This is a genomic window from Marinomonas spartinae, assembly GCF_900089775.1.
Classification (GTDB): domain Bacteria; phylum Pseudomonadota; class Gammaproteobacteria; order Pseudomonadales; family Marinomonadaceae; genus Marinomonas; species Marinomonas spartinae.
This window is the reverse complement of sequence record NZ_FLOB01000001.1, coordinates 50,984-75,585: the sequence shown is the minus strand read 5'-3', so window position 1 is coordinate 75,585 and position 24,602 is coordinate 50,984. Positions and strand designations below refer to the sequence as shown.

At 44.8% G+C, this 24,602-nt stretch carries 24 protein-coding genes; 7 read left to right on the top strand and 17 right to left on the bottom strand.

Going from position 1 to position 24,602, the window contains the following annotated elements; genetic code table 11:
• Window positions 1-92: 92 nt before the first annotated feature.
• The 7 genes from MSP8886_RS00325 to radC form a co-directional block, all read right to left on the bottom strand.
• Entirely contained in the window at window positions 93-320 is a 228-nt protein-coding gene (locus MSP8886_RS00325) for a hypothetical protein (RefSeq protein WP_067011576.1), read from the bottom strand.
• 47 nt (window positions 321-367) lie between these two features.
• The gene (locus tag MSP8886_RS00320) at window positions 368-736 is read right to left on the bottom strand and encodes a hypothetical protein (RefSeq protein ID WP_067011574.1); all 369 of its coding nucleotides are present in this window, start codon (window positions 734-736) and stop codon (window positions 368-370) included.
• Window positions 737-766: 30 nt separating this feature from the next.
• Entirely contained in the window at window positions 767-1,450 is a 684-nt protein-coding gene (locus MSP8886_RS00315; RefSeq protein ID WP_217491307.1) for a WYL domain-containing protein, read from the bottom strand.
• A gap of 189 nt (window positions 1,451-1,639) precedes the next feature.
• Window positions 1,640-1,816 carry a hypothetical protein gene (locus tag MSP8886_RS22060; protein ID WP_139063059.1) on the bottom strand — a complete coding sequence of 59 codons (177 nt, stop codon included), beginning with the start codon at window positions 1,814-1,816 and terminating at the stop codon, window positions 1,640-1,642.
• 3 nt (window positions 1,817-1,819) lie between these two features.
• On the bottom strand, window positions 1,820-2,263 hold the full coding sequence (locus MSP8886_RS00310) for a DUF2787 domain-containing protein (RefSeq protein ID WP_067011570.1): 444 nt from the start codon (window positions 2,261-2,263) through the stop codon (window positions 1,820-1,822).
• A 50-nt stretch (window positions 2,264-2,313) separates the two neighbouring features.
• Window positions 2,314-2,751, bottom strand: a complete 438-nt coding sequence (locus MSP8886_RS00305; RefSeq protein WP_067011568.1) for a DUF2787 domain-containing protein — start codon at window positions 2,749-2,751, stop codon at window positions 2,314-2,316.
• The gene (gene radC / locus MSP8886_RS00300; RefSeq protein ID WP_067011566.1) at window positions 2,748-3,221 is read right to left on the bottom strand and encodes a RadC family protein; all 474 of its coding nucleotides are present in this window, start codon (window positions 3,219-3,221) and stop codon (window positions 2,748-2,750) included. Before radC ends, MSP8886_RS00305 begins: the two co-directional genes overlap by 4 nt.
• 225 nt (window positions 3,222-3,446) lie before the next feature.
• Between radC and MSP8886_RS00295 the strand changes: the two genes are divergently transcribed.
• Window positions 3,447-5,021, top strand: a complete 1,575-nt coding sequence (locus MSP8886_RS00295) for a DUF262 domain-containing protein (protein ID WP_067011564.1) — start codon at window positions 3,447-3,449, stop codon at window positions 5,019-5,021.
• 1 nt (window position 5,022) lies between these two features.
• Window positions 5,023-5,511, top strand: coding sequence for a HEPN domain-containing protein (locus MSP8886_RS00290; RefSeq protein ID WP_067011562.1), 489 nt, complete (start codon window positions 5,023-5,025; stop codon window positions 5,509-5,511).
• Between the two features lie 36 nt (window positions 5,512-5,547).
• Here the strand turns inward: MSP8886_RS00290 and MSP8886_RS00285 are convergent, their stop codons facing one another.
• The 3 genes from MSP8886_RS00285 to MSP8886_RS00275 all read right to left on the bottom strand — a co-directional run bounded on the left by MSP8886_RS00285 (window position 5,548) and on the right by MSP8886_RS00275 (window position 9,783).
• Window positions 5,548-7,146, bottom strand: a complete 1,599-nt coding sequence (locus MSP8886_RS00285; protein WP_217491306.1) for a DNA cytosine methyltransferase — start codon at window positions 7,144-7,146, stop codon at window positions 5,548-5,550.
• A 317-nt stretch (window positions 7,147-7,463) separates the two neighbouring features.
• Window positions 7,464-8,681, bottom strand: a complete 1,218-nt coding sequence (locus tag MSP8886_RS00280; RefSeq protein WP_067011558.1) for a tyrosine-type recombinase/integrase — start codon at window positions 8,679-8,681, stop codon at window positions 7,464-7,466.
• 235 nt (window positions 8,682-8,916) lie between these two features.
• Window positions 8,917-9,783, bottom strand: coding sequence for a YicC/YloC family endoribonuclease (locus MSP8886_RS00275; protein ID WP_067011556.1), 867 nt, complete (start codon window positions 9,781-9,783; stop codon window positions 8,917-8,919).
• Between the two features lie 183 nt (window positions 9,784-9,966).
• Between MSP8886_RS00275 and rph the strand changes: the two genes are divergently transcribed.
• The gene (gene rph / locus MSP8886_RS00270) at window positions 9,967-10,689 is read left to right on the top strand and encodes a ribonuclease PH (protein WP_067011554.1); all 723 of its coding nucleotides are present in this window, start codon (window positions 9,967-9,969) and stop codon (window positions 10,687-10,689) included.
• Window positions 10,690-10,772: 83 nt separating this feature from the next.
• Here rph and ushA read toward each other — a convergent pair whose 3' ends face one another.
• The 5 genes from ushA to MSP8886_RS00245 form a co-directional block, all read right to left on the bottom strand.
• Window positions 10,773-12,389 carry a bifunctional UDP-sugar hydrolase/5'-nucleotidase UshA gene (ushA, locus tag MSP8886_RS00265; protein ID WP_067011552.1) on the bottom strand — a complete coding sequence of 539 codons (1,617 nt, stop codon included), beginning with the start codon at window positions 12,387-12,389 and terminating at the stop codon, window positions 10,773-10,775.
• 187 nt (window positions 12,390-12,576) lie between these two features.
• The gene (locus MSP8886_RS00260) at window positions 12,577-13,686 is read right to left on the bottom strand and encodes an ABC transporter ATP-binding protein (RefSeq protein WP_067011550.1); all 1,110 of its coding nucleotides are present in this window, start codon (window positions 13,684-13,686) and stop codon (window positions 12,577-12,579) included.
• Window positions 13,687-13,753: 67 nt separating this feature from the next.
• Window positions 13,754-14,638, bottom strand: a complete 885-nt coding sequence (locus MSP8886_RS00255) for a carbohydrate ABC transporter permease (protein ID WP_067011548.1) — start codon at window positions 14,636-14,638, stop codon at window positions 13,754-13,756.
• A complete protein-coding gene (locus MSP8886_RS00250; RefSeq protein ID WP_067011546.1) occupies window positions 14,628-15,551 on the bottom strand; it encodes a carbohydrate ABC transporter permease in 924 nt (307 codons plus the stop codon). Before MSP8886_RS00250 ends, MSP8886_RS00255 begins: the two co-directional genes overlap by 11 nt.
• Window positions 15,552-15,620: 69 nt before the next feature.
• Entirely contained in the window at window positions 15,621-16,871 is a 1,251-nt protein-coding gene (locus MSP8886_RS00245; protein WP_067011544.1) for an ABC transporter substrate-binding protein, read from the bottom strand.
• Between the two features lie 462 nt (window positions 16,872-17,333).
• Here MSP8886_RS00245 and MSP8886_RS00240 point away from each other — a divergent pair, with 462 nt between their 5' ends.
• From MSP8886_RS00240 to MSP8886_RS00230, 3 genes are read left to right on the top strand one after another with little or no spacing between them, the layout of a single operon-like run.
• Window positions 17,334-18,869, top strand: coding sequence for a sensor histidine kinase (locus MSP8886_RS00240; RefSeq protein ID WP_175365234.1), 1,536 nt, complete (start codon window positions 17,334-17,336; stop codon window positions 18,867-18,869).
• Window positions 18,862-19,305 (top strand): response regulator, encoded by a 444-nt coding sequence (locus MSP8886_RS00235; protein ID WP_067011541.1) that lies wholly within the window; start codon window positions 18,862-18,864, stop codon window positions 19,303-19,305. Before MSP8886_RS00240 ends, MSP8886_RS00235 begins: the two co-directional genes overlap by 8 nt.
• A gap of 10 nt (window positions 19,306-19,315) precedes the next feature.
• Window positions 19,316-21,001: a GGDEF domain-containing response regulator gene (locus MSP8886_RS00230; RefSeq protein ID WP_067011539.1), complete on the top strand. Its 1,686-nt coding sequence runs from the start codon at window positions 19,316-19,318 to the stop codon at window positions 20,999-21,001.
• On the opposite strand, the gene MSP8886_RS00225 is transcribed toward MSP8886_RS00230, so the two are convergent.
• Entirely contained in the window at window positions 20,998-22,446 is a 1,449-nt protein-coding gene (locus MSP8886_RS00225; protein ID WP_067011537.1) for an ATP-binding protein, read from the bottom strand. The genes MSP8886_RS00230 and MSP8886_RS00225 overlap by 4 nt on opposite strands.
• Entirely contained in the window at window positions 22,439-23,212 is a 774-nt protein-coding gene (locus MSP8886_RS00220; protein ID WP_067011535.1) for a response regulator, read from the bottom strand. The genes MSP8886_RS00225 and MSP8886_RS00220 overlap by 8 nt, the downstream gene beginning before the upstream one ends.
• Window positions 23,213-23,496: 284 nt before the next feature.
• Between MSP8886_RS00220 and MSP8886_RS00215 the strand changes: the two genes are divergently transcribed.
• Complete coding sequence (locus MSP8886_RS00215) at window positions 23,497-24,471, top strand: carbohydrate kinase family protein (protein ID WP_067011533.1); 975 nt, start codon at window positions 23,497-23,499, stop codon at window positions 24,469-24,471.
• The last annotated feature ends 131 nt before the right edge of the window (window positions 24,472-24,602 follow it).

Below are 24,602 nucleotides of genomic sequence, written 5' to 3'. Positions count from 1 at the left end.
ATTGATTGTGCCGCTTGTGTATAGAAGCAAAAAAAGAATGGGGAGCGTAATTGCTCCCCATTGTCATTTTTTACCGTCGCTGGTGGTAGGTATTACTTTTCTTTGACTGCTTCACAGCCTTCAGGAACGGTGATGGTCGATACATCCTTGCCTTCCTGCTGTGCCGCTTTCACATCCATTTTGTATTGAGTGCACTTGCCCACACTGACGTTGACGGCTCCCGAATCTGCTGATGGGTTGCCGCCCAGTGTTCCACCAGCAAAGGCGAAAGAGGTAGAGAAAACTAATGCTGCCGCGATGAGTAGAGTTGACTTGTTCATAGTTGATCCTTACGAGTTGGTTGAGTGTGTTATTTGGGAATTGGAAGTTAGAAGGTGTAGACAAAGGTGCCAGCGCTGGAGGTGACTTCGATTTCTTTCACGTTGTCTACGGTGCAGTTGTTGCTGTATCCGGTGTAGGTTTGGCCGAACTGCAATGAAACATTTCTTGATAGCTCAGAGGCTGTGCCCGCAGGTAATCGGCAGTTGCCTCGGTTAATCACCACATTGCTGATTACGGTGTTATCGGTGATAGCTTGCAGGTCAAAAACCAATGTTCCCCAATGCGAGTTAGTCGATATCGACATTTCAATATCTGCTGTTGCTGCTTGAGTCTCTTCTTGGTCGCCACAAGCGGTGAGCCCGATAAACAGGATGGTCATAGCGGCGTATCGGAGTAGGGTGTTGGTTAATGTCATAACGGTGCTCTCCTTATCGGTGAGGGAAATTCAGGGTGTACTGATTCCATCGTGTTCACGCATGAACCGCTCAAGATTGAAATCAGTGGGATAGGTAAAAGAAAACGTCGATACACTGGCCTCATCAATCAGAGGCAAAGCTAGGGTGCGTATCTTGTTTTGACCGGTTAAACGAAAGAGCAGCAAGAGCGCGTCACACTGAACCGAGAGTCCCAGAGGCTCAATGAGCGCCTTCTCCTGCTGCAATACTTGGCTCGATATCTTGAGCATACGGTTGTGCAGTAATGCTGTATGTACTGCATTCAACACTTGCCGTTGCCCGTCACTCCACTTGCGAATAGTGGGCAAAGCCACATGTACTTTTGCTAACCATGCTTGCTCTTTTGAATGTGCTGAACCCTTATGGGGCAAGGGTTTGTCTCTCTCCGAGGAGCACCCTTGCCCATAATTCAGTGCATCAGGAACCAGCGGTAGTAAGTACTTGTTGGTCAGTTGCCAATAGAGCATTTCCTGCTTGTTGAGCTTCAGTAATTGCTCTGAGGTTTTGCGATAAACATGGGGCATGCTCATCGAATCACACTCCACGTTAAACACCTCCACAATGGCTTCATCGAGGTAGCGTTTAATGCTGCGAGTGGTGCGGTGGATATCGAGTAGGGCTAACTGCTGCTGCAACTCCCTAACGGTAATCCATCGATGTTGAGGAATAAGCATCAGCGTGTGCAGCAAAGCGGATAACCCTTCAATGCTGGTTTTATTGCTCATGACTACGCTCTCAATACATCAAAGCTCCACACCGGAGTCGGACATTTAATGTCGGGAGAATAGAGGTGGGTCAGACACATAATGTCCAACGGTGAAAACAGCATCAATCGGCATCACCAAAGCGTGAGCCGATTAACATTAACGAGGCTTATGCTTATCACTGAGCTCGGCAATCGCTACCAATAACCCAATCAACAGCACCACCAGAAACCCTAAAGTAGATAGGGCTCCGATGGCACCGAAGAACGGAGACAGTGAAAACAACGTGATGAGGGCAGTGACAAGTTTGATGGTTTGTAGAAGGAAGGAAGTCATGAGTTATTGCGGGGTGACGGCTATCTCGTTGTAGGCGTCCGTATCGACATAGGCAAGAAAGTTATTCTCCCATAGGCGATACAGCTCTTTGGCATCACGGCTACCTTGCATTGGTAGCCAGCCACGATAGGCCACAAAGAACTGTCCAACCCGAAAATCAAAATCCAAGTTGCGCTCTAGCTCTGGATAGTAATTCCCCATATAAGCAAAGTCGGTGATGTACTCAATGCTCCATTCTCCTATTGAGGTTTGGCAAATCGCCATCTCAACCGGATGGAAGCCGCCTTCTTCCGCGCTGTAACTCTTATCGCGAAAGTTAAACACCAGATAGCGGCTGGTGGTCAGTGCTTCATTACTCAGCAAGTGAGCGGTGAGTTGCTCACTTAACAGCTTATGCAGTTTCTTTGATACAGGTAGTAATGATGCTGTGAAGGTTAATTTGGACATAGTGAGTCCTCCTTGTTTCAGGATTCAAATAAGAAATGAGAGATTAGGATTTAGTTGAAAGTGCCGACCATTGTCAGTTGTACGTCATCAAAGACGTTTCTGGATAGGTGGCGAGCAAAGGCTTTCATCCAGACCGAGAGCAGCTCTTGTACTTCTGGATGGGATAAATCCGTGCTCCCCACATCGGGTTGATAGCACCAGCGATTAGCCAGATGAAAGTACAACTCAGGTTCAACAGTTGTGCTGTTGTCATCGGTATAAGAGAAGCTGGCAAAGAACACCACCAGCCAAGGGCTTGAGACTGACTCACGTTTAAGTTGCACCTCAATGGGATGTAAACCTTGTCGATGTCGGTAGTAACTCATTTGGCGGCAGTTCAATACGAGTCGTTCGGCATTCTCAGGGAGAGTGTATCGATTCAGAAGTGCTTTCAGTGACGCATGTAAAGCGTCATCAATAGAAAGCTCACCGTAGTGTTGCTCAATCATAACCATCCCCTTTCAGCAAATGATGTGCAGGTATCGCCTGTCACGATATGGTCGAGAACGCGGACATCCACCAGTGCTAAAGCGTCTTTGAGTCTTTCGGTTATGCGTCTATCAGCTTGAGAAGGCGTTGAGTCTCCAGATGGATGGTTATGGGCAAATATAACCGCTGCGGCATTGACTTCCAACACCGCTTTCACCACTTCACGTGGGTAGACACTGGCCGCATCCACCGTTCCATGAAACAGCTCTTTAAACTCAATCAGTCGGTTTTGGTTATCCAGTAGCAATAAAGCAAACACTTCACGCTCATAGCTGCCTAGCTTACAGCGTACATACTCTTTAGTGGCATCAGGATTGGTTAGGGCATTACCACGTACGTAGCGTGTCGCTAGTATTTCTGCTGCATGCTCTAGGATTTCATTTTCCTGATAGCGTTGCTGCTTTTGGTAATCGGAAGTTTTGGGATTCATTTCAGGCTCCTGTCGGAATCAATGGTGGGTATTCACATTGATGACATATGCCTGAAAATTTTTGGACTGAAGTGAGCGTGGTATTTTTTGATGGTAACTTATTATAAATGTGCTTTACATTTGATTGAATTGTTTTGAAAGGGCATAGTAGAACAAGATATGAAACTTATCTCAACTCATGTAAACAATGACCAAGACTTATTGTTCTTAATTTAGGTTGAAAAGATGAACACAAGAGAATTAACACCGGCTGAGTCAGAAAAGGTAAATGCTTTAAAAGAATTGAATATTGATTTTGAGCTGCTTTATGTCACAGAAACTGGGCTTACGAAAAGCATCTTAGATGCAACTGCACCAATAAGTCAGTTACTTAAAAATAAGCAGATACATGACTATGACGCACAGCTATTCGGTACAGAGAATAAAGTCATGCTTTCATGTATTGTCTTAAGCAATGGTGCTAGAGAAGAAACGAAATCCTCCTTATATAGAGCTACAGCTAGAGGTGATACTCGATTTTGGCCTGGAAGGTTCAACAAGTTTGCTTCTGATGGGCAAGTGTTTGCTTTGTTTGTTGAAAACAGCAATATCATATTGTTGAACTTATCTGATGAGCATCCACTGGATACATCTGATGGTTCCTACTTTTCTGAAATAGTGAACAGAATTGATGTTGATTCCAACGAACTTATAGGGACCGTAGGAGTAGGTGAAGATACCAAAGTAGAGAATGATGAAAGTAGTGAAAGTGATTTACCATCAAGATTTGAAGTTTCTAGTTATGGTTGGGATAGTGATGTTGAAGGGCTTGTGAAACGACTAAATAGAGGGGATATCAAACTGCCAGGTTTTCAACGAGGCTTTGTTTGGAGCTTAACAGAGCAGTCGAGGTTCATTGAGTCCCTAATTCTTGGTTTACCTGTACCAAACATCTTTTTAGCTCAGGATCGTGACTCAAAAACGTTGAATATTATTGATGGGCAGCAAAGGTTAAAAACACTTCAAAGATATCTAGCTGGTGAGTTCTCTATCTCAAATAGTAAAAAGATACATGAAGACCTTCGTGGTTGTTACTTCAACTCTGATGTTGCTAAATCATCCAAATCAAAAGTTTTGGATGATGCTGATGTTAGAACACTGAGTGATTCTGTTCTTCACAGTATTGTCATTCGTCCAGATCCATCAGCAGATAGTTCGACTTATGGCAATGAGTATAACAATGCTGTAATACAAATTTTTAGAAGACTTAATACAAGTGGAAAACCGCTGCAACCTCAAGAAGTGAGGTCGTGCATTTTTTATGGTTCGCTTGACGATCTTTTGCATGAATTAAATGGAACCGCTAATTGGAGGTCGTTGTTTGGTCCAAAGCATAGCCGTTATAAAGATGTTGAAGCAATCTTGAGGTTTATTGCTCTTTATGAGGAACATAGTGATTATAAAGCTCCAATGCCTAGTTTTCTTGATAAGTATATGGAAAAAAATAGAAACCTTTCTCAGGAGCGACTAAATCAGCTTGAGAGCTTGTTTGTTCAAACAGTAACTCTTTTAAATAACTTTGATGCGAAACTATTTAAAACGGGAGGTACTTTCCTTCTATCAAAATTTGACTCCGTTATGGTGGGAGTCGCTCGAGCTTTGAATGCTGGAGTGAGCCTGAATGAGGCTACCCTAGCTGACAAATTAAAACAGTTATTGAGTGATGAACAATATATTAGAACAACAGATGAGTTTATTAATGATACAGAAAATGTGATTGGTAGGGTTGAACTTTCAATAAAAATCTTCTCAGGGGAGTAGTATGTCACGTCACTCTCGCCACAATAGTCACGATAAATATAGAAGTAGGATTGATAATTTACTCAAGTCATATGCTGCCGAAGATAGCACTCCTGAAGCGCAGGCACATAATGCGAAATATTTGGCTGTTTTAGTGTCTGGTTATTTAGAGCAAGCGATAAAAGAATTACTTCTACAGTACGCTTCAAAAGGTGCTAGAAAACAAATATCTAGATATGTAGAAGAGACCTGGCCGATTTCCAAAAATATGAATACTGATAATATCAAAACGATTCTTGGCCAATTTAACTCCAGTTGGAGCGAGGATTTTCTTGAGTGGTTAAATGGGAAGGTTGATAGGAAGAACGATATTAATTCGATAGTGAGCTGGAGAAATAGCATTGCACACGGGCAAGAGTCCAAAACAAACGGCGTCACTCTTGTTTCTGTTCGCAAAGCTTTTTCTACGGTTAGTGAACTAGTATCATTCATCGATACCCTAATTGATTGAATCGTCAACAATTAGGGTATCGGAGGAGCACCTGCATCACCTATTTTTTGATTTAGGTGCTCGTCTTTTTAGTATTTGAGAAATAATGCTTCCCAATTTAACTCCCAGCAATGGGGGAACAGCGTTACCAACTTGGGTGTATTGAGGGACTTCACTACGCCTCATCGTCCCACCAGTAGTTACCTTTGCGCGAAATTCAAAAGCATCGGGAAAAGATTGTATTCTAGCCATTTCTCGAACTGTTAGCGTTCTCAGCTCTCGACTATCATAGTGACAAGCATCGTCTGGTATCGATAAAGCCGCTGGTGCAGGTTGGTATTCGTCTAACGCACGTTGGCTTCGTTTTTTTGTCGGATGCTCTTTTAAGTAACTAGTAAAGCTTTCTTTTGAGTTAAAATGTATATATTTTCCTTCCAAAGATACAAATTTATATTTTTTCAATTCTTCCCATTCAGAATTACTTAAATGATCTACTTCACCTTTTAGTATACTAAAAACCTGCTTCCTAGTTTTCTGGCTGCATTTTTGAAGTACTTGATAAACTCGAAACCTTCTTTTAACCAGTTCACTATTGTTTCTTGGTATATGGTTAGGTATGGATTTAGCCTTACCTAAAACGCTCTCAAATTTTTCATTTAGCTGTTGGACATATAATGATTTTTTGCTCTTTTTCGTGAGGCATAGATCATGAATGGCCATCTTTACAGATACCTCTTCATCGCCAACAAGAGGTGCAAGAAAAGAATTTCTAAACAAGTCTAAATCATTGCTAATGTTAACGTCGTAACAGCGATAGTCTTTTATATCAACAGCAATACCCGCTTGAATATTTTTAAACAGATCTAAGCACGGGTTCAGTAGCCTAGTTTCATAATCGTTCAAAGAGTGTGATATGTTAGAGAATATATCCTTTCTTATTGCAATCATTATAAAGCGAGGCCTATTCTGAGGGACTCCTGCTAATCGGGCATTAACATGCAGACACAATGGTATATAACCTTGTTCTGCGAACGCCTTAGCGACCTCGAACCAAGCATAGTATTTTACACCGTCCTCGTTGAAGGGCCTCAGTATGCCCGATACGTTTTCTAGAATTACTAGTTTAGGCTCTACCATGCCTACAAACTTTGCGAACTCCCAAGGTAATAAGTTTTTGTCGCAATCTTTTTTTCTTAAACCCGCCAAACTGAAACTCTGACAAGGTGGACCTCCTGAAACAAGATCTATGTCACCGCTTTTGAACCCATCTTTTATCTCTTTCAGAAGCTGAGGATTAGCTTCTAAAAGTTGGTTTAGATGGATGATGTTCCCTACTAAAAGACTTCCGTTCAGTTTTTGGTGGTCGCTGGAGATGTCTGTAACCCCTTTGCCTAGAGCAGGATACTCGAAGGGATTCTCTCTTAGCCGGTTGGTTAAGTCTGCATACTGGCTACTGAGCCAAAATACTTTTTCACTTTTTTGGCCTTGCTCTGCAAGTCCAGTTAGATCTTCGTTTAACAAATTATATGCAAACGTTTCGGCTGCCATTGGGGATAACTCATTAGCGAACGTAAGCTCAAAACCAGCTTTAGCTAGACCTAAAGACAACCCGCCACACCCTGAAAACAGCTCAATATGATTCAAACTAATACTCACTTAAATAATTACCAGACTAGGATTCTAAGATATTTGTTGTTTAAGGTCCAGGATATTTTAAGGATTATACGAAATTCATTTTTAGCCTATCCTTCGCATACTCTAGCAATACACTCACTTCCATATGATGGGGTTATGGAAAAGGGCAATAACGGGTTGTATCGACACACTAACAGCATCATTATCAGCTCTGTGAGATGAATGGTATGAGGCACTTCATTTTCAGGAAAAACCAGACTTTACTTTTAAAATTGATTCTCTGCCAATATGGCTATCGCACTTTCAATTGGTCTTGTCATCGAATGTAGTTGTCAGCTTTAAATGACGATGTTTTTCTCTACTAGCCTGATGACTTTTTCCAGTGCTTCTTTGCGCTCCTCCAAGTAGTCATACCGATCATAGATACCCTCGACTCCTTTCAGCTTGTGATTTAAACAGCGCTCTGCAATATGGCTAGGAACTTTTACCGAAGCGAGTAGGCTACGGCAGGTGCGGCGTAGATCGTGAACCGCAAAGTGTTTGATATCGCCCATTTTATTTGGTGGTTGTACCTTACGACCGGGCTCTCGACCAAATAGCTTTGAAATAGCCCTGTTCAGTGTGTCTTTGCCCATGTGAGGTACTTTGCTTTCCCTTCTGTTTGGGAAGACGTATTCCGAACCACAAGCCCGCATATGCAGTTCTTTAAACCACTGTATGCACAGCTCCGGAAGCGGAATCGTGAAACCTGTCCCAGATTTGCTTCGCTCCGCTGGTAGGTGCCATAAAGCATTATCTAGATCGAACTCAGTCCACTTTGCTTCTGTTAGCTCTGATTTACGAACGCCAAGACAAAGAAGCAGAGCACAAGCTAGGTAGTTGTCTCGATTGAAGCTATAAATGTTTTGGTTGAAGACGGAAAAAACATGTTTAATCTCTTCCAGTTCTAAGACCCGATCTCGACTTTCTTCAATACCACCAGCATCATAGTTAGAAAATGCTAGTGCAGGGTTAGACTCAATAACACCAATCTTCATACCGTGTTTAAAAAGCTGCTTACAATACATTAGCGTGTCGTTAGCTGTGGTTGGACGGCCACTGTCAGCGACTATTTGGATGATGTTACGGATATCTAAAGGTGTGACACGTTTCAACGTGTATTGACCAATTTGCGGAGAGATCTCTTTCTGATAGATACGCTTAGGTATATTGGGATGCTTGAGCCTTTTGGATAGCTCCTTGTACCAGTCTTCGAAGAGGTCATCGATTATTTGTATATCGGCTTGCTTACTCCGTTTTCTTTCTGCAATTGGGTTAATCCCTTCGCTGATTTGCTTTCGAAGCTCAGATGCTTTCAACCTTGCATCTGCAAGAGAAAGTTCATCGACCTTGCCAATAGTCACCTCCTTTCTTTTCTTAAAAAGGGTGTACCTTAGCATCCAGTATGGTCGACCTATTCTAGGAATCATTAGATAGAAACCATCACCATCGGCATGACGACCTGTTTTTTTGTCTTTTACTATCGCCTTAACTTGGTTGACGGTGAGATTACCCATCTCTATCTCCTTGAATTTATAGCTCTAATCGAAGTTATCATTACATCACCCTCCATGAGTGGGGAGTATGTTGTGATATTTATACTACGGTGGGGAGTAAATAGCAAAGTGCTACCCACGATACTCCCCGTTTTTTCGTGGCTGTTGATGAATTTAATGGATGTGTATGGATGATAAAAATAACAAAGCCCTTATAAATAAGGGTTTTGTGGAAGTGTGTGGAGTTGAGGGGAGTCTATTCTATATTTTGGATCTGCTCTCTCATTTGCTCAATCAACACCTTCAATTCCACGGCGCTTTGGGTGGTTTCCACGACGATGGATTTTGAGGAAAGGGTGTTGGCTTCGCGGTTGAGTTCTTGCATTAGGAAGTCGAGTCGGCGGCCGATGGGGCCGTTTTGTTGTAGCTGACGACGGACTTCTTTGGTGTGGGTGGCGAGGCGATCCAGTTCTTCGGCGACGTCGGCTTTTTGTGCCAATAGGACTATTTCCGCTTCGACGCGCATGGGGTCGAGGTCGACTTTGGCGGCTTCCAGTTTGTCGAGTAGGTTTTGTTTTTGTGCGGCTAGAATCTCTGGCAGTTTGGCTTGCACATCTGCGACGATGTGATCAATGGCATCAAGGCGCTGTTCGATGATGTCTTTGAGTTGTGCGCCTTCACGCAGGCGTACTTGGATGAGTTCGTCAACCGATTGGTTGAAGAGTTCGACAACGGCTTTTTTGATGGTCTCAAAGTCGCTGCCTTCTTCGCTGAGGATGCCCGGCCATTTTAAGATGTCTAACGGATTGGCTGGATCGAGGTCTTTAAACCAAGTGCCAAGTGTGTCGATAGCATTCGCTAGGGCTTGGGCGTTGCTTGGGTTGATGCTCAAGCTGGTGGCGGCTTTGTCGACGCCTTGAAAGCGCAGTTGGCATTCTAGTTTGCCTCGGTTGATTTTTTTGCGCAGCACATCGCGAAAGGCAAACTCAAGCTCGCGGAAGTTTTCCGGTAGGCGAAAACTGGGCTCTAGGTAGCGTTGGTTCACTGAGCGTACTTCCCAGCTGATGGTGCCCCAATCGAATACGGCTTCTTGGCGTGAGAAAGCGGTCATGCTTGCTGTCATCTTGAGTACCTAACAATAAATAAAAAAAGAAATAAAGAGAAAAACGAAGGGCTTATTGTAGCTTAACAGGCTCTGCTTCGACAGTTTCGCGGATTGTTGGTTTTTCCCATCACTGGGGGCGCAATTTTATCTAAGATCATTATAATTGGGCCTTTAAAAATGGTTATGACAGAGAGAGCAAATATGCGTCCAAGCGGAAGAGAAGCAGATCAGTTACGTTCCCTGAAGATCACACGCAATTTTACTAAACATGCCGAAGGGTCGGTGTTGATCGAATGTGGCGATACTAAGGTTATTTGTACTGCGACAGTGGTCAATGGCGTGCCTCGTTTCTTGAAAGGCAAGGGTCAAGGTTGGATTACCGCAGAATACGGTATGTTGCCTCGTTCTACGCACAGCCGTATGGACCGCGAAGCTGCACGAGGCAAGCAAGGCGGTCGTACGGTTGAGATTCAACGTTTAATTGGTCGCTCTTTGCGTGCCGCGGTGGATTTGAAAAAATTAGGTGAGAATACAATCACCATTGACTGTGATGTCATTCAAGCCGACGGCGGCACTCGTACAGCCTCTATCACTGGTGGTTTTGTGGCGTTAGCCGATGCCATGCGTGTGTTGGTGGAAACGAAAAAAGTAAAAGAAAACCCCATAGTGGCACAAATCGCGGCCATTTCTGTGGGGGTTTATCAAGGTGTGCCCGTACTCGATTTGGATTATCTAGAAGATTCCAATGCCGAAACTGATATGAATGTCATCATGAACGACAAAGGAGGTTTCATTGAGATTCAAGGAACGGCCGAAGGCGAAGCCTTTAGTGATGAGCATATGATGGGCATGTTGGCGGTGGCGCGTAAAGGTATTTCTGAAATCATGGCGCTGCAACGGGATGTATTGTTTGAGAAAAAATAAGCGTTAGCACGGCTTATCTTTTGAATAAAACCAGCCCCTGATAGGTTGTATAGCATCCTATCAAGGGCTGGTTTTATTATTGGCTATGGCTCCCGTTGAATGGCCCCTGTTGGGGAGTAATCGTCTGGATTCAGCGGTGAGTGCTGTTTGATATACTTCACTAATAGGTCCGCATCGCTGTCGCCTGTGTTGACATAGCTTGGTAGATCGGTGAGTTTCGGGTAGCCGTCACCACCGCTGGCGGAGTAGTTGTTGGTAGCAAGGCGGTAAGTGCGGCCTTGTTCAAGTGGCTTACCGTTAATGAGTATGTGGGTGGCTTTGCCATTTTTCAGGGTGAGTGATACTCCTTGAAATTGGGCAAAGGCCCCAGTGCCTGGCGGCATACTGGCCACCGCCGATAAATAGTCTGTGAGCTGGTCGGCGTTAAGCGTGACATACGCTAAGGTGTTTCCAAAGGGTTGGACTTTCAGAACATTTTTATAGGTGATAGCACCTTCTGGGAGGCTGTCACGAATGCCGCCTGAGTTCATTACCGCGAGGTCAGCGTGGGCGGCTTCTTTCATCGTTCGGGCAATTAAATTGCCTAAGTTGGTTTCTTCATGACGAACTTGGTGTCGATCCCCGATAAAGTCGCCTGTTGCCTTACCGATTTGGGTATTGAGCGCTTGTTCACCCTTTTCTTGATAAGGGGTCAATAAGTTGATCATGTCTGGGTCTTGTGGAATGTCATCCTCAATCAATCGGTTTTTGCTGTTTTGATCCGGTGTATTTTTCTTTAAGTTCACTGGGATGAGCTTATAGGAAGAGTGCGTAATTTTGCCGTTTTCATAGGTCAGATCAAGGCACCCCACGTATTTACCCCACTCGTGAGCTTGTAGAATCAAGGTGCCATTCTGCACGTCAGGTTTGAATAAAGGGTTTTGAGAGTGTCCGCCGACAATCACGTCAATGCCGGGTACCGCCCTAGCCAAGGACGCGTCACCAGGTGCATTACCGCCATGATTGCCATTTTTATAATGGCCCATGTGAGTGATGGCGATAATAAGATCCGCCTGTTTACGCAGTTTTGGGATCAAGGTTTTGGCCACTTCAATGGGGGATTTGATCTCCAAGCCTTTGAGATATTCTGGATTGCCAAGCTTGGCGGTATCGTCTGTGGTGAATCCAACGACGGCAACTTTTAGGTCCCCTTCCTTGAAAATTTTATAGGCCTGAAACAGTGGCTTGCCTGTTTTTTTATCGATAATGTTGGCGGAGAGGAAGGGGAAGCCTGCCCATTTTTGCTGTTGCTCCAGTACCGCTCGGGGATTATCGAACTCATGATTTCCTATGGCCATGGCATCGTATTGAAGCATGCGCATACCGAGAAAATCGGGCTCAGCGTCTTGCAAATCGGACTCTGGAACGCCGGTATTGATGTCGCCGCCGGATAGCAACATGGTGTAACCATCGTTTAGCGCCACTTCTTCGCGAATATTGTCGATGAGAGTTTTGCGGGCGGCTAAGCCATATTCGCCTTGCTCATTCTGCCAGAAGCGACCGTGGTGGTCGTTGGTGTGTAAAATGGTCAGATGATAGATCTTGCCCGGCTGCCAATCGGGTTTTTCTGGTGGTGTAGGTGCAAGGCTTGCACAACCTACCATGACGAGGGTAAGCAGGCTGATCAGGAAATAATTAAGAGATCGACGATACTGTTTCATTTAGCCATTCCTTTGAGTTTTCGCTTGCCAGAAAGGTAGCTTATATCGATGATAAGTTCGAGAGTTTGTGTGAAAAGTTTGCCTCTTTCTCTTGTAAATGAAAGGTCTTGTTAATGCACCGTCACGCTATAAAAAAGCCAACCCGAAGGTTGGCAAATACAATGACTGGGTCCCTTATATAGGTTGGTTAAACGTCTAAGCGCCTGCCTGACTTCGCGTCGAATACCACGGCTTTGGAGGTATCAAACATCATATTGATGATATCTCCAGGTTTGGCTGGGTAGGCTGGGTTCGAGCGACAGTTGATCTCGGCGTCGTTGATACGCGTGAGGATCATGGTGTCGGCCCCCATTGGCTCGGTGACTTCCACTTCGATGCCTGTGGTCACGACGAAGGCTTGGCCTTCCTTGTGTGGCTGGGGTTCGGTGATCATTTCAGGGCGTAAACCAAGTAGTACCGTCTCGCCGACATGGGCTTTTAATGAGTCTGGATTAGGGAAAGGCAAGGCTGTCGTTTCATTAGCACTCAGCTCTAGCATCGGTACACCGTTCTGCTCGACGATTTTCGAGGGTATAAAGTTCATCGCTGGAGAACCCATAAAGCCTGCAACAAATAAGTTCGCAGGGTTATCGTAGATTTCCTGCGGTGTACCCAGTTGCTGCACTTCGCCATCTTTCATTACTGCGATGCGGTCGGCCAGAGTCATGGCTTCGATCTGATCATGGGTCACGTAGACGATGGTAGTGCCAAGTTTTTTGTGTAACTTTTTGATTTCGGTACGCATTTCTACGCGCAGCTTGGCGTCTAGGTTAGATAACGGCTCATCAAATAGATACAGTTGTGGACGACGAGCTAAGGCTCGGCCCATGGCCACACGCTGACGCTGACCGCCGGACAGTTGCGCGGGCTTACGATCCAATAAGTGGCTGATCTGTAACAGCTCTGCTACCCGTTGAATTTCCACATCGCGTTCTTCTTTTGGCACTTTGCGCATTTCTAAGCCAAAAGAGATGTTTTGTGCCACCGTCATGTTGGGGTATAGCGCGTAAGATTGAAACACCATGGCGATGTCGCGATCTTTTGGGCTGGTGTAGGTGACGTCTTTGTCTGCGATGAGAATGCGACCTTCGGTCACATCTTCCAGCCCAGCGATGGAATTCATCAGGGTGGATTTACCGCACCCAGAAGGGCCGACAAGAATCAAAAACTCGCCCGCTTCAATGGCAATGTTAATGCCTTTTAAAATTTCTGTTTTGCCGTAGCTCTTTTTTACGTTGTCTATGGTTAGGTTTGCCATCTTGTTGCTCCAAATTCTCTGTGAATCGCTCGCATGGTGAAAGAATGAATAAGTGCGAGCGTCGTTCTTAACCTTTGACCGCTCCGGCAGTCAGACCGCGGACGAAGTATTTTCCTGCAAATACATACACGATAAGCGTTGGTAAAGCGGCGATGACGGCAGCGGCCATGTCCACGTTGTATTCCTTACCACCAAAGCTGGTATTAACTAGATTATTCAAGGCAACGGTCACAGGTTGTGATTCAAAGCCAGAGAAAGCCACACCGAATAAGAAGTCGTTCCAGATTTGGGTAAATTGCCAAATCACGGTGACAACGATAATGGGTGTGGAAACCGGTAAAATAATACGGTAGAAAATAGTAAAGAAGCCGGCACCATCCAAACGTGCCGCTTTGATTAACTCCCCTGGAATCGATTGGTAGAAGTTACGGAAGAACAGTGTCGTGAAGGCCACACCGTACACCACGTGAACGAACACCAATCCCGTGGTGGAGCTGGCGATGCCTAGCCAACCTAATGTGCGTGCCATTGGTAAGAGCACCACTTGGAAAGGGATAAAACACCCTAATAGCAAAGCTGCGAAAAATAAGTTGCTACCACGGAAGCGCCATAATGAAATGACGTAGCCGTTGATGGCTCCAAGAATCGTCGATATAGCCACAGCGGGGATAACGATTTTAAAGGAGTTCATGAAATAGGGCGAAATCCCATGACAGCTACTGCCAGTACAGGCACTTGACCAGGCTTTTTCCCAGGAATCGAAGTGGATATAACTGGGCAAAGACAATAGGGTGCCATTACGCACTTCTTCAGCGTCTTTCATGGAGGTAATCAACATGACGACCAATGGCATCAAATAGAAGCCTGCCACCAGAATTAATGTTGCGTACAAGGCAATGCGTAGGGCTTTATCTACGCCAGACGTCTTACGACCAACGACATTATTTTTCACTGCGCTCACCTCGTAATTCAGAGTACAAATAAGGAACGAGAATCGCCAAAATACACCCTAGCATGACCATGGCAGAGGCTGAGCCCATACCAATTTGGCTACGCGAGAAGGTATAGGTATACATAAAGTTTGCCGGCAAGTCTGACGCATAGCCAGGCCCACCATTAGTTAACGCTTGTACTAGGTCGAAACTCTTTATTGCGATGTGCGCAAGGATGACCAGGGCGCTGAAAAATACCGGTTTAAGCGACGGTAAAATAATACGACGATAGGTGGTAAAGGTGCTGGCACCATCCAGATGAGCGGCTTTGATAAGGTCGCCGTCGACGCCGCGAAGGCCAGCTAAAAATAACGCCATTACAAAACCAGAGGCTTGCCAGACCGCAGCGATGACCAAACAGTAAACTACCATGTGTGGGTTGATGAGCCAGTCGAATTTGAAATTGACAAAGCCCATATCGATCATCAGTTTTTGGATACCGTTGGTAGGGTTTAATAGCCATTTCCAAGCGGTACCTGTGACGATAAAAGAGATCGCCATAGGGTAAAGATAAATGGTACGGATCACGCCTTCAGCGCGAATTTTCTGATCGAGAAAAATGGCTAGCATCACGCCTAAAAACAAGCAGATCAGAATAAATAAACTGCCGAAAATACCCAAGTTAGTGAGGGCAACCATCCAGCGGTCGTTATTAAACAGGCGCTCGTATTGTGCCCAGCCGACAAAATTATAAGACGGCAGCATACGAGAGTTCGTGAAAGAGAGCACGGCCGTCCAGATCATGTAGCCATAGATACAGACAAGGGCGATGACCATGGTAGGGGCCAGGACGATTTTCGGCATCCAGTCGGTAAGGCTGAAGCCTGAAGGGCGAGCTGACTTAGACCCAGAGTGGGGAGTGTTAGTATTCATAATTAATACGTCACGACAAAGGGAGAAACAAAGAGGCTAACCGATGCGGTTAGCCTCACGAGCAGTCAATTACATGCTGGCAGCTTTAACCGAACGGGCTAGCTTGTCTGCTGCTTGCTCGGGTGTCATTGAATCGCTGTTGAAGAAGTTAGTGATGACATCGAACATCGCGCCTTGAATCATAGAATTCACCGCCATGCCGTGGGCCATACTTGGGACGAGATCACCTGTTGCCGAGGCGGCATTGAAGGCGTCCATAGAGGAATCGGCACAAGCATCAAACTTGTCACGAGGCATGCCTAAACGAACAGGAATGGAGCCTTTTTTCAAGTTAAAAACTTCTTGGAATTTTGGCTCCATGACCAAACGCGCTAAGTCACGCTGTGCTTTTTGTGTGTCTTTGCCGCTGACTTTAAACATGGCGAGTGAGTCAATGTTAAAGGTAAATTGACCACTTGTGCCTGGTGCAGGAAGACAGACGTAGTCGACACCTGGTCGCTTGCCAGCAGCGGTGAATTCGCCTTTGGCCCAGTCTCCCATGATTTGCATGGCCGCTTTGCCATTAATGACCATAGAAGTAGCGACGTTCCAGTCACGACCAGAGAAGCCAGGATCCACATATTGACGCATTTTTTTGAATTTCGTTAAGGCGTCAACCATTTTGGGGCCTTTTAATGCGTCGTCTTTTAGATCAACGAAAGCGGCTTTATAGAAGTCGGTGCCTTCTGATAGGGCAATGGCTTCAAATAGTGTGGCGTCTTGCCATGCTTGGCCACCATGAGCCAGTGGAATGTAGCCTGCTTTTTTGATTTTGTCGGCAGCGACGAAGAATTGATCCCATGTTGTTGGGATGGAGGCGCCCGCTTTGCGGAAGACTTCAGGGTTGGCCCAAAGCCAGTTAACACGGTGAACGTTAACCGGTACGGCAACGTAATGACCGTCGTATTTCATGATTTTGCTGACGACAGGAGGGAGGAGTTTGTCCCAATGGCCCGCTTTAGCCACGTCATCGATGTTTTCTAGGAAGCCTAGATCACCCCATTCTTGAATGGTGGGGCCTTTGATCTGTGCGGCAGAAGGTGGGTTACCAGCAATAGCGCGAGATTTTAACACTGTCATAGCAGATTCACCGCCACCGCCTGCGACAGCAAAGTCTTTCCATGTATCGCCTTGCTCTTTCATCTCTTGTTTCAATACATCGATAGCGGCCGCTTCACCACCGGATGTCCACCAATGTAGTACTTCTACCTGGCCAGCTTGGCTGGTCGTAGCAGCAAGAGAAAGTGCAACTGCGGTTAGGCCTAAAGCAATTTTCTTCATGATAATTAACCTTTGTTATTGTTATGGTGTCCGAACGGTTTGCTCGGTAATTTGTCTTTATTATGTGTCGTTGAGAGTTATAGAGATGCCGATAAACGGATCGCTTCTATACTAACCCGAGTTGCAATTTACCAAAGCTTGGCAAGCTAAGTGGTAAAATAGAGCAACCTAATGTAACAAAGTCTTGCGTTATGTAGTTTGGTTCTATCGATTTTGTGCACTTTGTTGGCAATGGTTTGTATGTTAAAAGGTGGTATTTTTTGAATTGCCTGTCCTTTCGTCAGGATTGATTGAGGCTTTGGTCTATTTTTTGATCTGGGGACGGTCTGTACTGTATTTTTCGCACGCCTGACTATACTGAAAAAGGGAAGGGATCATTGGCTAGATGGTCGGTTCGATGAACCTCTTAGAGGTGGTTATATCCGTGGATTCTGGCTATTTTTTTGAGAAATGGATTGTTATATGGAACAGACGTTATATAGGGTAGAGCATGCTTCTTCCGTTTGGTGGCCTCAGATGCAATTATTTAGTGGGCTTATTCTAAGTCTTTTTTGTGTGTTTGCTGCGCTTTGTTTCTTTGTCATGGCCACACAGCAAACTGCAACCACTCGACTCAGCAATTTGGCGTTGTCTGTCTGTTTGCTATCTCAAGCGTGTCTTTCTTTTCTTAGTGTTGTTGCTTCTGAGTCCATTTCGCTGATGGTCTACCTACTGCTTAACTGTGTTTTTGTTATCGCGGGTTTAACCGCTATATATTGTTATCGTTCGGTGTTGAGTCGGGTGTTGTTTGGCGACTCAAATCAAGGACTGCCTCAGATTCAGGCCGATCAACTCACACCAGAATTAGAAGCGACCCAAAAAGAATTGGAGCAGGAAATTGAAGCGGCCAATCGGATGCGCCAACGTATGCAAAGTATTTTTGAGTCGGCACCGAATGGCATGTTGGTGGTGCGTAAGGATGGCACCATTGCTCAGGCTAATACCTTGGCAGAAAGTATTTTTCGTTACCCCGAAGGAGGGATGGTTGGCTTGTCCGTAGAAGGGTTGGTTCCAAAGGAGCATCGTCCTCAACATCATGTAGATCGAAATAATTATGTGAAAGCCCCCACCAAGAGAATGATGGGGGATCGTAAGGACCTTTATGGTGTTTGTTTGGATGGTCATAAGGTACCTGTGGAAATTGGTTTAAACCCGATTGAAGGTAGTTTTGACCAAGAAATTGTGGCCACAATTGTGGATATTAGTGAACGCAAACAATATCAACGTTTTATCGAAAGCCGTAATAATGAACTAGAAAATTCGAACCGAGAGTTACAAGAATTTGCCTTTATTGCTTCCCATGATTTAAGGGAGCCGCTGCGCAAAATCATTGCTTTCTCCCGATTATTGCAAGGAGAAGATTATGGGACCTTCACTGCAGAGGGAAAAGAATATTCGGGGTATGTGGTGGATGCGGCGGAACGCATGCGAACCTTGTTAGACAGCTTATTATCATATAGCCGAGTGACGTCAATGGCGAACTCGTTTGAGAAAACGGATTTAAACGCTTTGATAGAGGAGGTCTGTGCGGATTTGCAATTGACTCTGGAAGAAAGTCAGGCTGAGATTACTGTATCGCCTTTGATGAGTATTGAAGTGGATGCCAGCCAGATGCGCCAAGTGATGCAAAACCTGATAGGAAACGCTATTAAATATCGTCAACCTGATCAGGTCCCTAAGATTGTGATTAGCGGGGAGCAGCAAGAAAGCAAGTATCTGTTGACGATTCAAGACAATGGCATTGGTTTTGAGAGCGAATACGCAGAACAGATATTCGAAGTATTTAAGCGATTACATGGGCGAGATCAATATCCAGGTACTGGGATGGGCTTGGCTATCTGCCGTAAGATTATTCTTCGTCATCAAGGACGAATTTGGGCCGATTCGCTAAAAGGTGAAGGGAGTATATTTTATATCGAATTGCCTCTCATAAGGCAGGAAGAGCGACTCAATGAATGATTGCATTATTATGGTCGACGATGACCCCGAAGACATTATTTTAGTGAAAACAGCGTTAAAGCGTATTGGTTTACCGGTTTCGTTTTTATCCTTTCCAAGTGGTGAATTGTTGCTAGACTTTATAGCGTCCCAAATGTCGCACTCTCATCGCGAAGCGGTTGAGAATAGGGTGGATTATTTGGTGCTGCTTGATCTGAATATGCCCAAAATGGGGGGGGCATTGTGTTTGTCAAAGCTTAGGAAAGCTCAGTCGTTTAATCAGTTACCTGTGGTGATTTTCTCGACATCCGATGCCCATGAAGACGTGGAGAGAAGTTATGAAATGGGTGCGAATTCATATGTTTATAAGCCAGATAATATAAAAGAGCTGGAGAAAATAATGAATTCCATATATCACTTTTGGCTTTTTAAAAAGCATAGATGGCTTCAAATTTAGGAATAGTCTCATGAAACGACAGGTTTTGAAGTTATTGGTAATTGAAGACGATCCACAAGATTTTATTTTGTTAAAAGAGTGCTTAAATAAAAGTCAACGATCTTTCTATGAGATTACTCATACTCAGCATTTTGATGAAGCCCTCGATTTATTACTCTCTCAACAGTATGACCTTGTTCTACTGGATTATTTTTTAGGCGGGCATACTGGTATCGATTTATTGAAACATACTAAAAAAGTTGGTCTAGATACGCCGGTGATTGTGTTGACAGGACATTCGAATATTGAGCTAGATGATGCGTTGATGCGCCAAGGTGCAGCGGACTTTATTCCTAAAGACGAAATGAGTGCGGGCTTATTAGAACGAGGCATTCGTCATGCCGTAGAGCGTAAACAGGTAGAGCGACAGATTGCAGAGATGCTTAAAAGAGACCCTTTAACAGGGTTGGGGAATCGGATTCTGTTCGAAGAACATATTAAACTGGCGATTGCCAAAGCGGAAAGAAACAAGAGTCAGTTTGCGGTGATTTTCATCGACTTAGATCGTTTTAATGGGGTAAATAATACACTTGGTCATCACATAGGGGATTTATTACTGACACTAATTGGTTACCGATTATTAAACGTAGTAGATAACAACGATGTCGTGGCACGTATTGGTGGTGACGAATTCACACTGTTACTCGAAAATGTCCAAGATGATGACAGTGTTATAATCGCCGTGGAAAAAGTGTTGAGTGAGGTGATGCAACCGGCGATGTTAGGCACAGTGACTTTGGATGTGTCAGCCAGTGTGGGGGTCGCCATGTATCCAAAACACGGTACGGATGGCACCACACTGATGCAAAAAGCCGATATGGCCTTGTATGAATGTAAGAAAAAAACCTTCGAGAGATGTGCTTTTTATACTGATGAGCTGCAACAGAAATTAAAACGGGCGATTACGCTAGAGAAGGAGATTCGTCTCGGCCTTCAAAACAACGAATTTGAACTTTACTATCAACCCAAATTAGACCTTAGGACGGGGAAGTTAGTAGGGGCCGAGGCGTTGATTCGTTGGCCACAAGCGGATGGCTCCATGCGTATGCCAAATGAGTTTATTCCAGCGGCCAATAAAATGGGGTTGATTGTACCGCTTGGCGAGTGGGTTATTGATCGTGTTTGTCAGCAATTACATTTTTGGTTGGGCCATGAGGCTTGCCCCGTGATTGCGTTTAATGTTTCTCCAAAACAGCTTAAATCGCCGGGGTTCAAAAGCTCTCTTTTGGAGGCAGTGAAACGCTACAACATACCGCCAGATAGGTTGGAAATAGAGCTCACAGAAGACGCGTTTATTGACACCAGTGCCGTTAATATGAGTTTGCTAGAAGACATTCGTCAAGAGGGGATCCGTATTTCGATTGATGACTTTGGTACCGGTTATTCTTCTATGCGATATCTGAAAGCCATGCCCATTAACAGCATTAAAATTGATCGGGGATTTGTTTCTGGCGGTCACGGAGAGCATTTGTCGGATCCAACCATTACGCAAGCGATTATTTTTCTGTCTAAAGGATTATCGTTAGAGGTGATAGCCGAAGGGATAGAGACTCAGGAACAATGGGATGAGCTGGTGGACTATGGCTGCACGATCGGCCAAGGCTTTTTCTTGCATCGTCCTATGCCTGCTCAAGACTTGAGTCGCTTGTTTTTTTAGTGCCTCGGCAGCCATACTGTTGCTTCCAAACCTTGTGTTTCTCTATTGCTTAATGTCACCTCGCCACCGTGGGCACGGGCAATATTGCGAGCGATACTTAAGCCTAGCCCCATGCCGCCCGGGTGGCTGACATGATCAGAGATAAGGCGTGTATAGGGTTGAAAAACTTTATCAATTTTTTCAATAGGGATGCCTGGGCCTTGGTCGCAAATACGAATGGTTAAACCTTCTTCGCTGTCTTCGAGGATAATTTGTGCCACCTTGCCATAATACAACGCATTATCGATCAAATTCCCTAAGCAGCGTTTGATGGCTAGTGGTTTCCCTATGTAAGGTGACGCCAGCTCTCCGCTGATGGTGACCTTGGTGTCTCTAGTATTGGCTGAACTTTGTATGTCTTTCAGTATCCTAGGAATGTTGACGTCTACACGGTTCTCATGAATGTCGGTTTCTTTAACACTTTGCAAGGCACCTTTGACCAGCATATCTAAATCTTCAAGATCACGGATCATGGCATCACGGGTATCGTCTTCATCCAGCATTTCTGCTCGTAAACGTAAACGTGTAATCGGGGTTTTTAAGTCATGAGAAATGGAAGCAAATAAGCGCTCTCTATCATTTAAATAGCGCTGGATACGTGCTTGCATGTCGTTAAAGGCATGGGCGGTATTGCGAACTTCGATACTGCCCACTTCGTCTATTGGTTTAGCATCCCCTTGTCCAAAGCGTTCTGCTGCCCGCGCCAGTATGGCTAAAGGGCGTGTCAGCCGTCTGAGGATTATTAAGCTTAAGAGTAAGACCGTGATGACAGAAATAGCCATGGAAAATAAGCGTTCCGGGCTGAGGGCGGAGCCGCCTTTTAAAAAGTAGGGAGCGGGCATGAGGGTGGCGAGATAAAGCCAGTTTTTCCCGTTATTGATTGGAATCTGGATGACGATAATCGGTGGTGTTAGCGGCTTTATTAATAAACTGTGTGCTCCCCAGTGATCAGGTAAGTCGGTTAACAGGGTATGGTTATTAATAACGTGGAGGTCAGTTGGGTTGGAAAAGGCAATCTTAGCATTATGAATACCCAGTTGTTTAATAAGTGTTTCTCGTATTTGGTTTTTGACAATGTTTTTTAGGGTGGTGTCGGGCAAAGGGTTGATGCGAATTTCTTCATGGTTGAGTGTGACGAAAAAGCGTGTGCCGCCCATGGACTGCAACTGATCTATGACGATATGGCGATAAGCCTGTGGTAAGGAAGTAAAGTAACTCACGGTGGCGGCAATACGAAAAGCCATGTGTTTGGAGACTTCCGTTACATTCTTTTGGGTATCTGATTCTACTTGTTTTAGCCAAATGGTTGAGCTAATAAACTGTGCGCTGGCAACTCCTAGTGCCATGATGATTAATATTTGTCCTGTGAGCGATTGGGACCAGCGCTTCAGATGAGCTTTAATCATTGTTATCCGACAATGCCATACTAGAGAAGTGATTGGACTCGCTGTCCGTACTGAGGACGTTTGCCGTAAGAATGTATCCCTGACCACGGACTGTTTTAATTAACTGCGGATGACGTGCGTCTTCTCTTAAGCGTTGGCGCAAACGACTAATATGAACATCGATAAAGCGATCCAGTGGGGCGCTTTCTCTACCTCGGGTATTTTCGGCGATTTGCTCGCGGCTGAGTACTTCACCTGGATGGGCTAAAAAGAGCATTAATAAATTGTAATCTGCTCCGGATAGAGACTCTTTTTCGCCTTGAAAAGACAATTCTCTGGAAAGAGTGTCTAAGCTAAAGGAAGCAAAATGAAAATAACGCTGGGCGATGTGGTCTTGTTCAATCACGTCAACGTGTTCCATACGACGTAAAATGGCCTTGATGCGGGCCAGTAGTTCACGCGGGTTGAATGGTTTGGCGAGGTAATCGTCAGCCCCCATTTCAAGGCCAATAATGCGATCCATTTCGTCTGAGTTCGCGGTGAGCATAATGACTGGAACATGAGACAGTGCTCTGAGTGAGCGACAGACGGAAAAGCCATCTTGTCCTGGTAGCATAATGTCCAATACGACTAGATCTACATGGCTATGCTGAGGAAAGTCTGCCAAGAAGGTTTCACCTGATTCAGCGGTAAACACTTGAAACTGCTGTTTTTCCAGATACGTTTTTAACAAGGTACGAATGGCATCATCGTCATCAACAACATAGATGGATTTGGCGTTTGTCATGGTGACTCTCAAAGATAGTGAAAAATAAATAGCAATGTTTCAGTCTAGCAAGAAAGGCAGAGGGAACCAATTAGCGAAATTAGCGGATTTTGTATAGAGAATTAAATAAATTAAATTGATTTAATGAAGGGGCGACGTCATACTTTCTCGCTGGCATCATGGTATGTCCTAGAGATGGAACTGAGTCACTGTTCGTTATCGTCGTGAGTTTCATGATGATTGTTGCAAACGTTCTGCCTGTAACAGACAGAAAAAATTCTTGATTAACGAGAGAGAATAATAAGATGACCACAACAAAAGTAATGGCCTTCGGCGAAGCCCTTATCGATTTCCTTTCCAACGGCGCGACGCAAGCGGGTGAGTTGGAATCTTTTACCAAATACCCAGGTGGCGCACCAGCGAATGTCGCGGTAGCCGTTGCCCGTTTAGGAGGGAATAGTCATTTTGCCGGTCAAGTGGGCGATGATGCTTTTGGTCATTTTTTAAAAGACTCTTTAGACAGTTATGGTGTGAATACCTCTAGTATGTTAATGACGAAAGAGGCTAAAACGGCATTGGCATTTGTAAGTTTGGATCCGTCTGGTGAACGCAGTTTTGAGTTTTATCGTCATCCTTCTGCGGATATTTTATTTCGTGAAGACAATTTTGATGCCGCATGGTTTGCTGGGCAAGGGGTGTTCCATACTTGCTCTAATACTCTAACTGAAGACGCAATTACACAGGCAACGCTTGCTGGCGTCAGTATGGCCCGAGCAGCAAATTGGATCGTGAGTATTGATGTGAACCTGCGCATTAACTTATGGCAAGATCATAAGGTGAACACTCAACGTGTTATCGACTGGATGCAAAGTGGTGATGTAGTGAAAGCCAGCCTTGAAGAGCTAGCGGTCTTGGTGTCAGATCCTTTTGCCCTGATTGATGAATCCCTTGCCGCAGGTGTGTCACTGTTTGTGTTGACCGATGGCGGTAATCCCATTCGTTATTTCACGAAAGCTTATGGTCAAGGGGAGATCATCACACCGAAAATGAATGTAAAAGACACGACCGCCGCAGGCGATGCGTTTGTTGGAGGGTTGTTGTATCAGCTGTCCCAACAATGTGCAGATCGTGCCAGCCTGACAGGATTAAGCCAAGATACTCTATTGGATATTATTCGTTTTGCCGCAGCGTGTGGAGCGGATTCTGTTACCAAGCTTGGAGCTTATCCCTCATTGCCCTCTTTTGAAGAGGCGCAAGCTCGTTTGGCAATGTTCTCTTAACAATAAGAAAACATCGACGTTTAAAAGTCATGTGGTTAAACGATTTAGAAAAGCGCGGCGTGCCGCGTTTTTTTATGCCTATTTGACATTAAATGTGCAAACTTATGATTGTGCTTATCGTTTTATTTGTT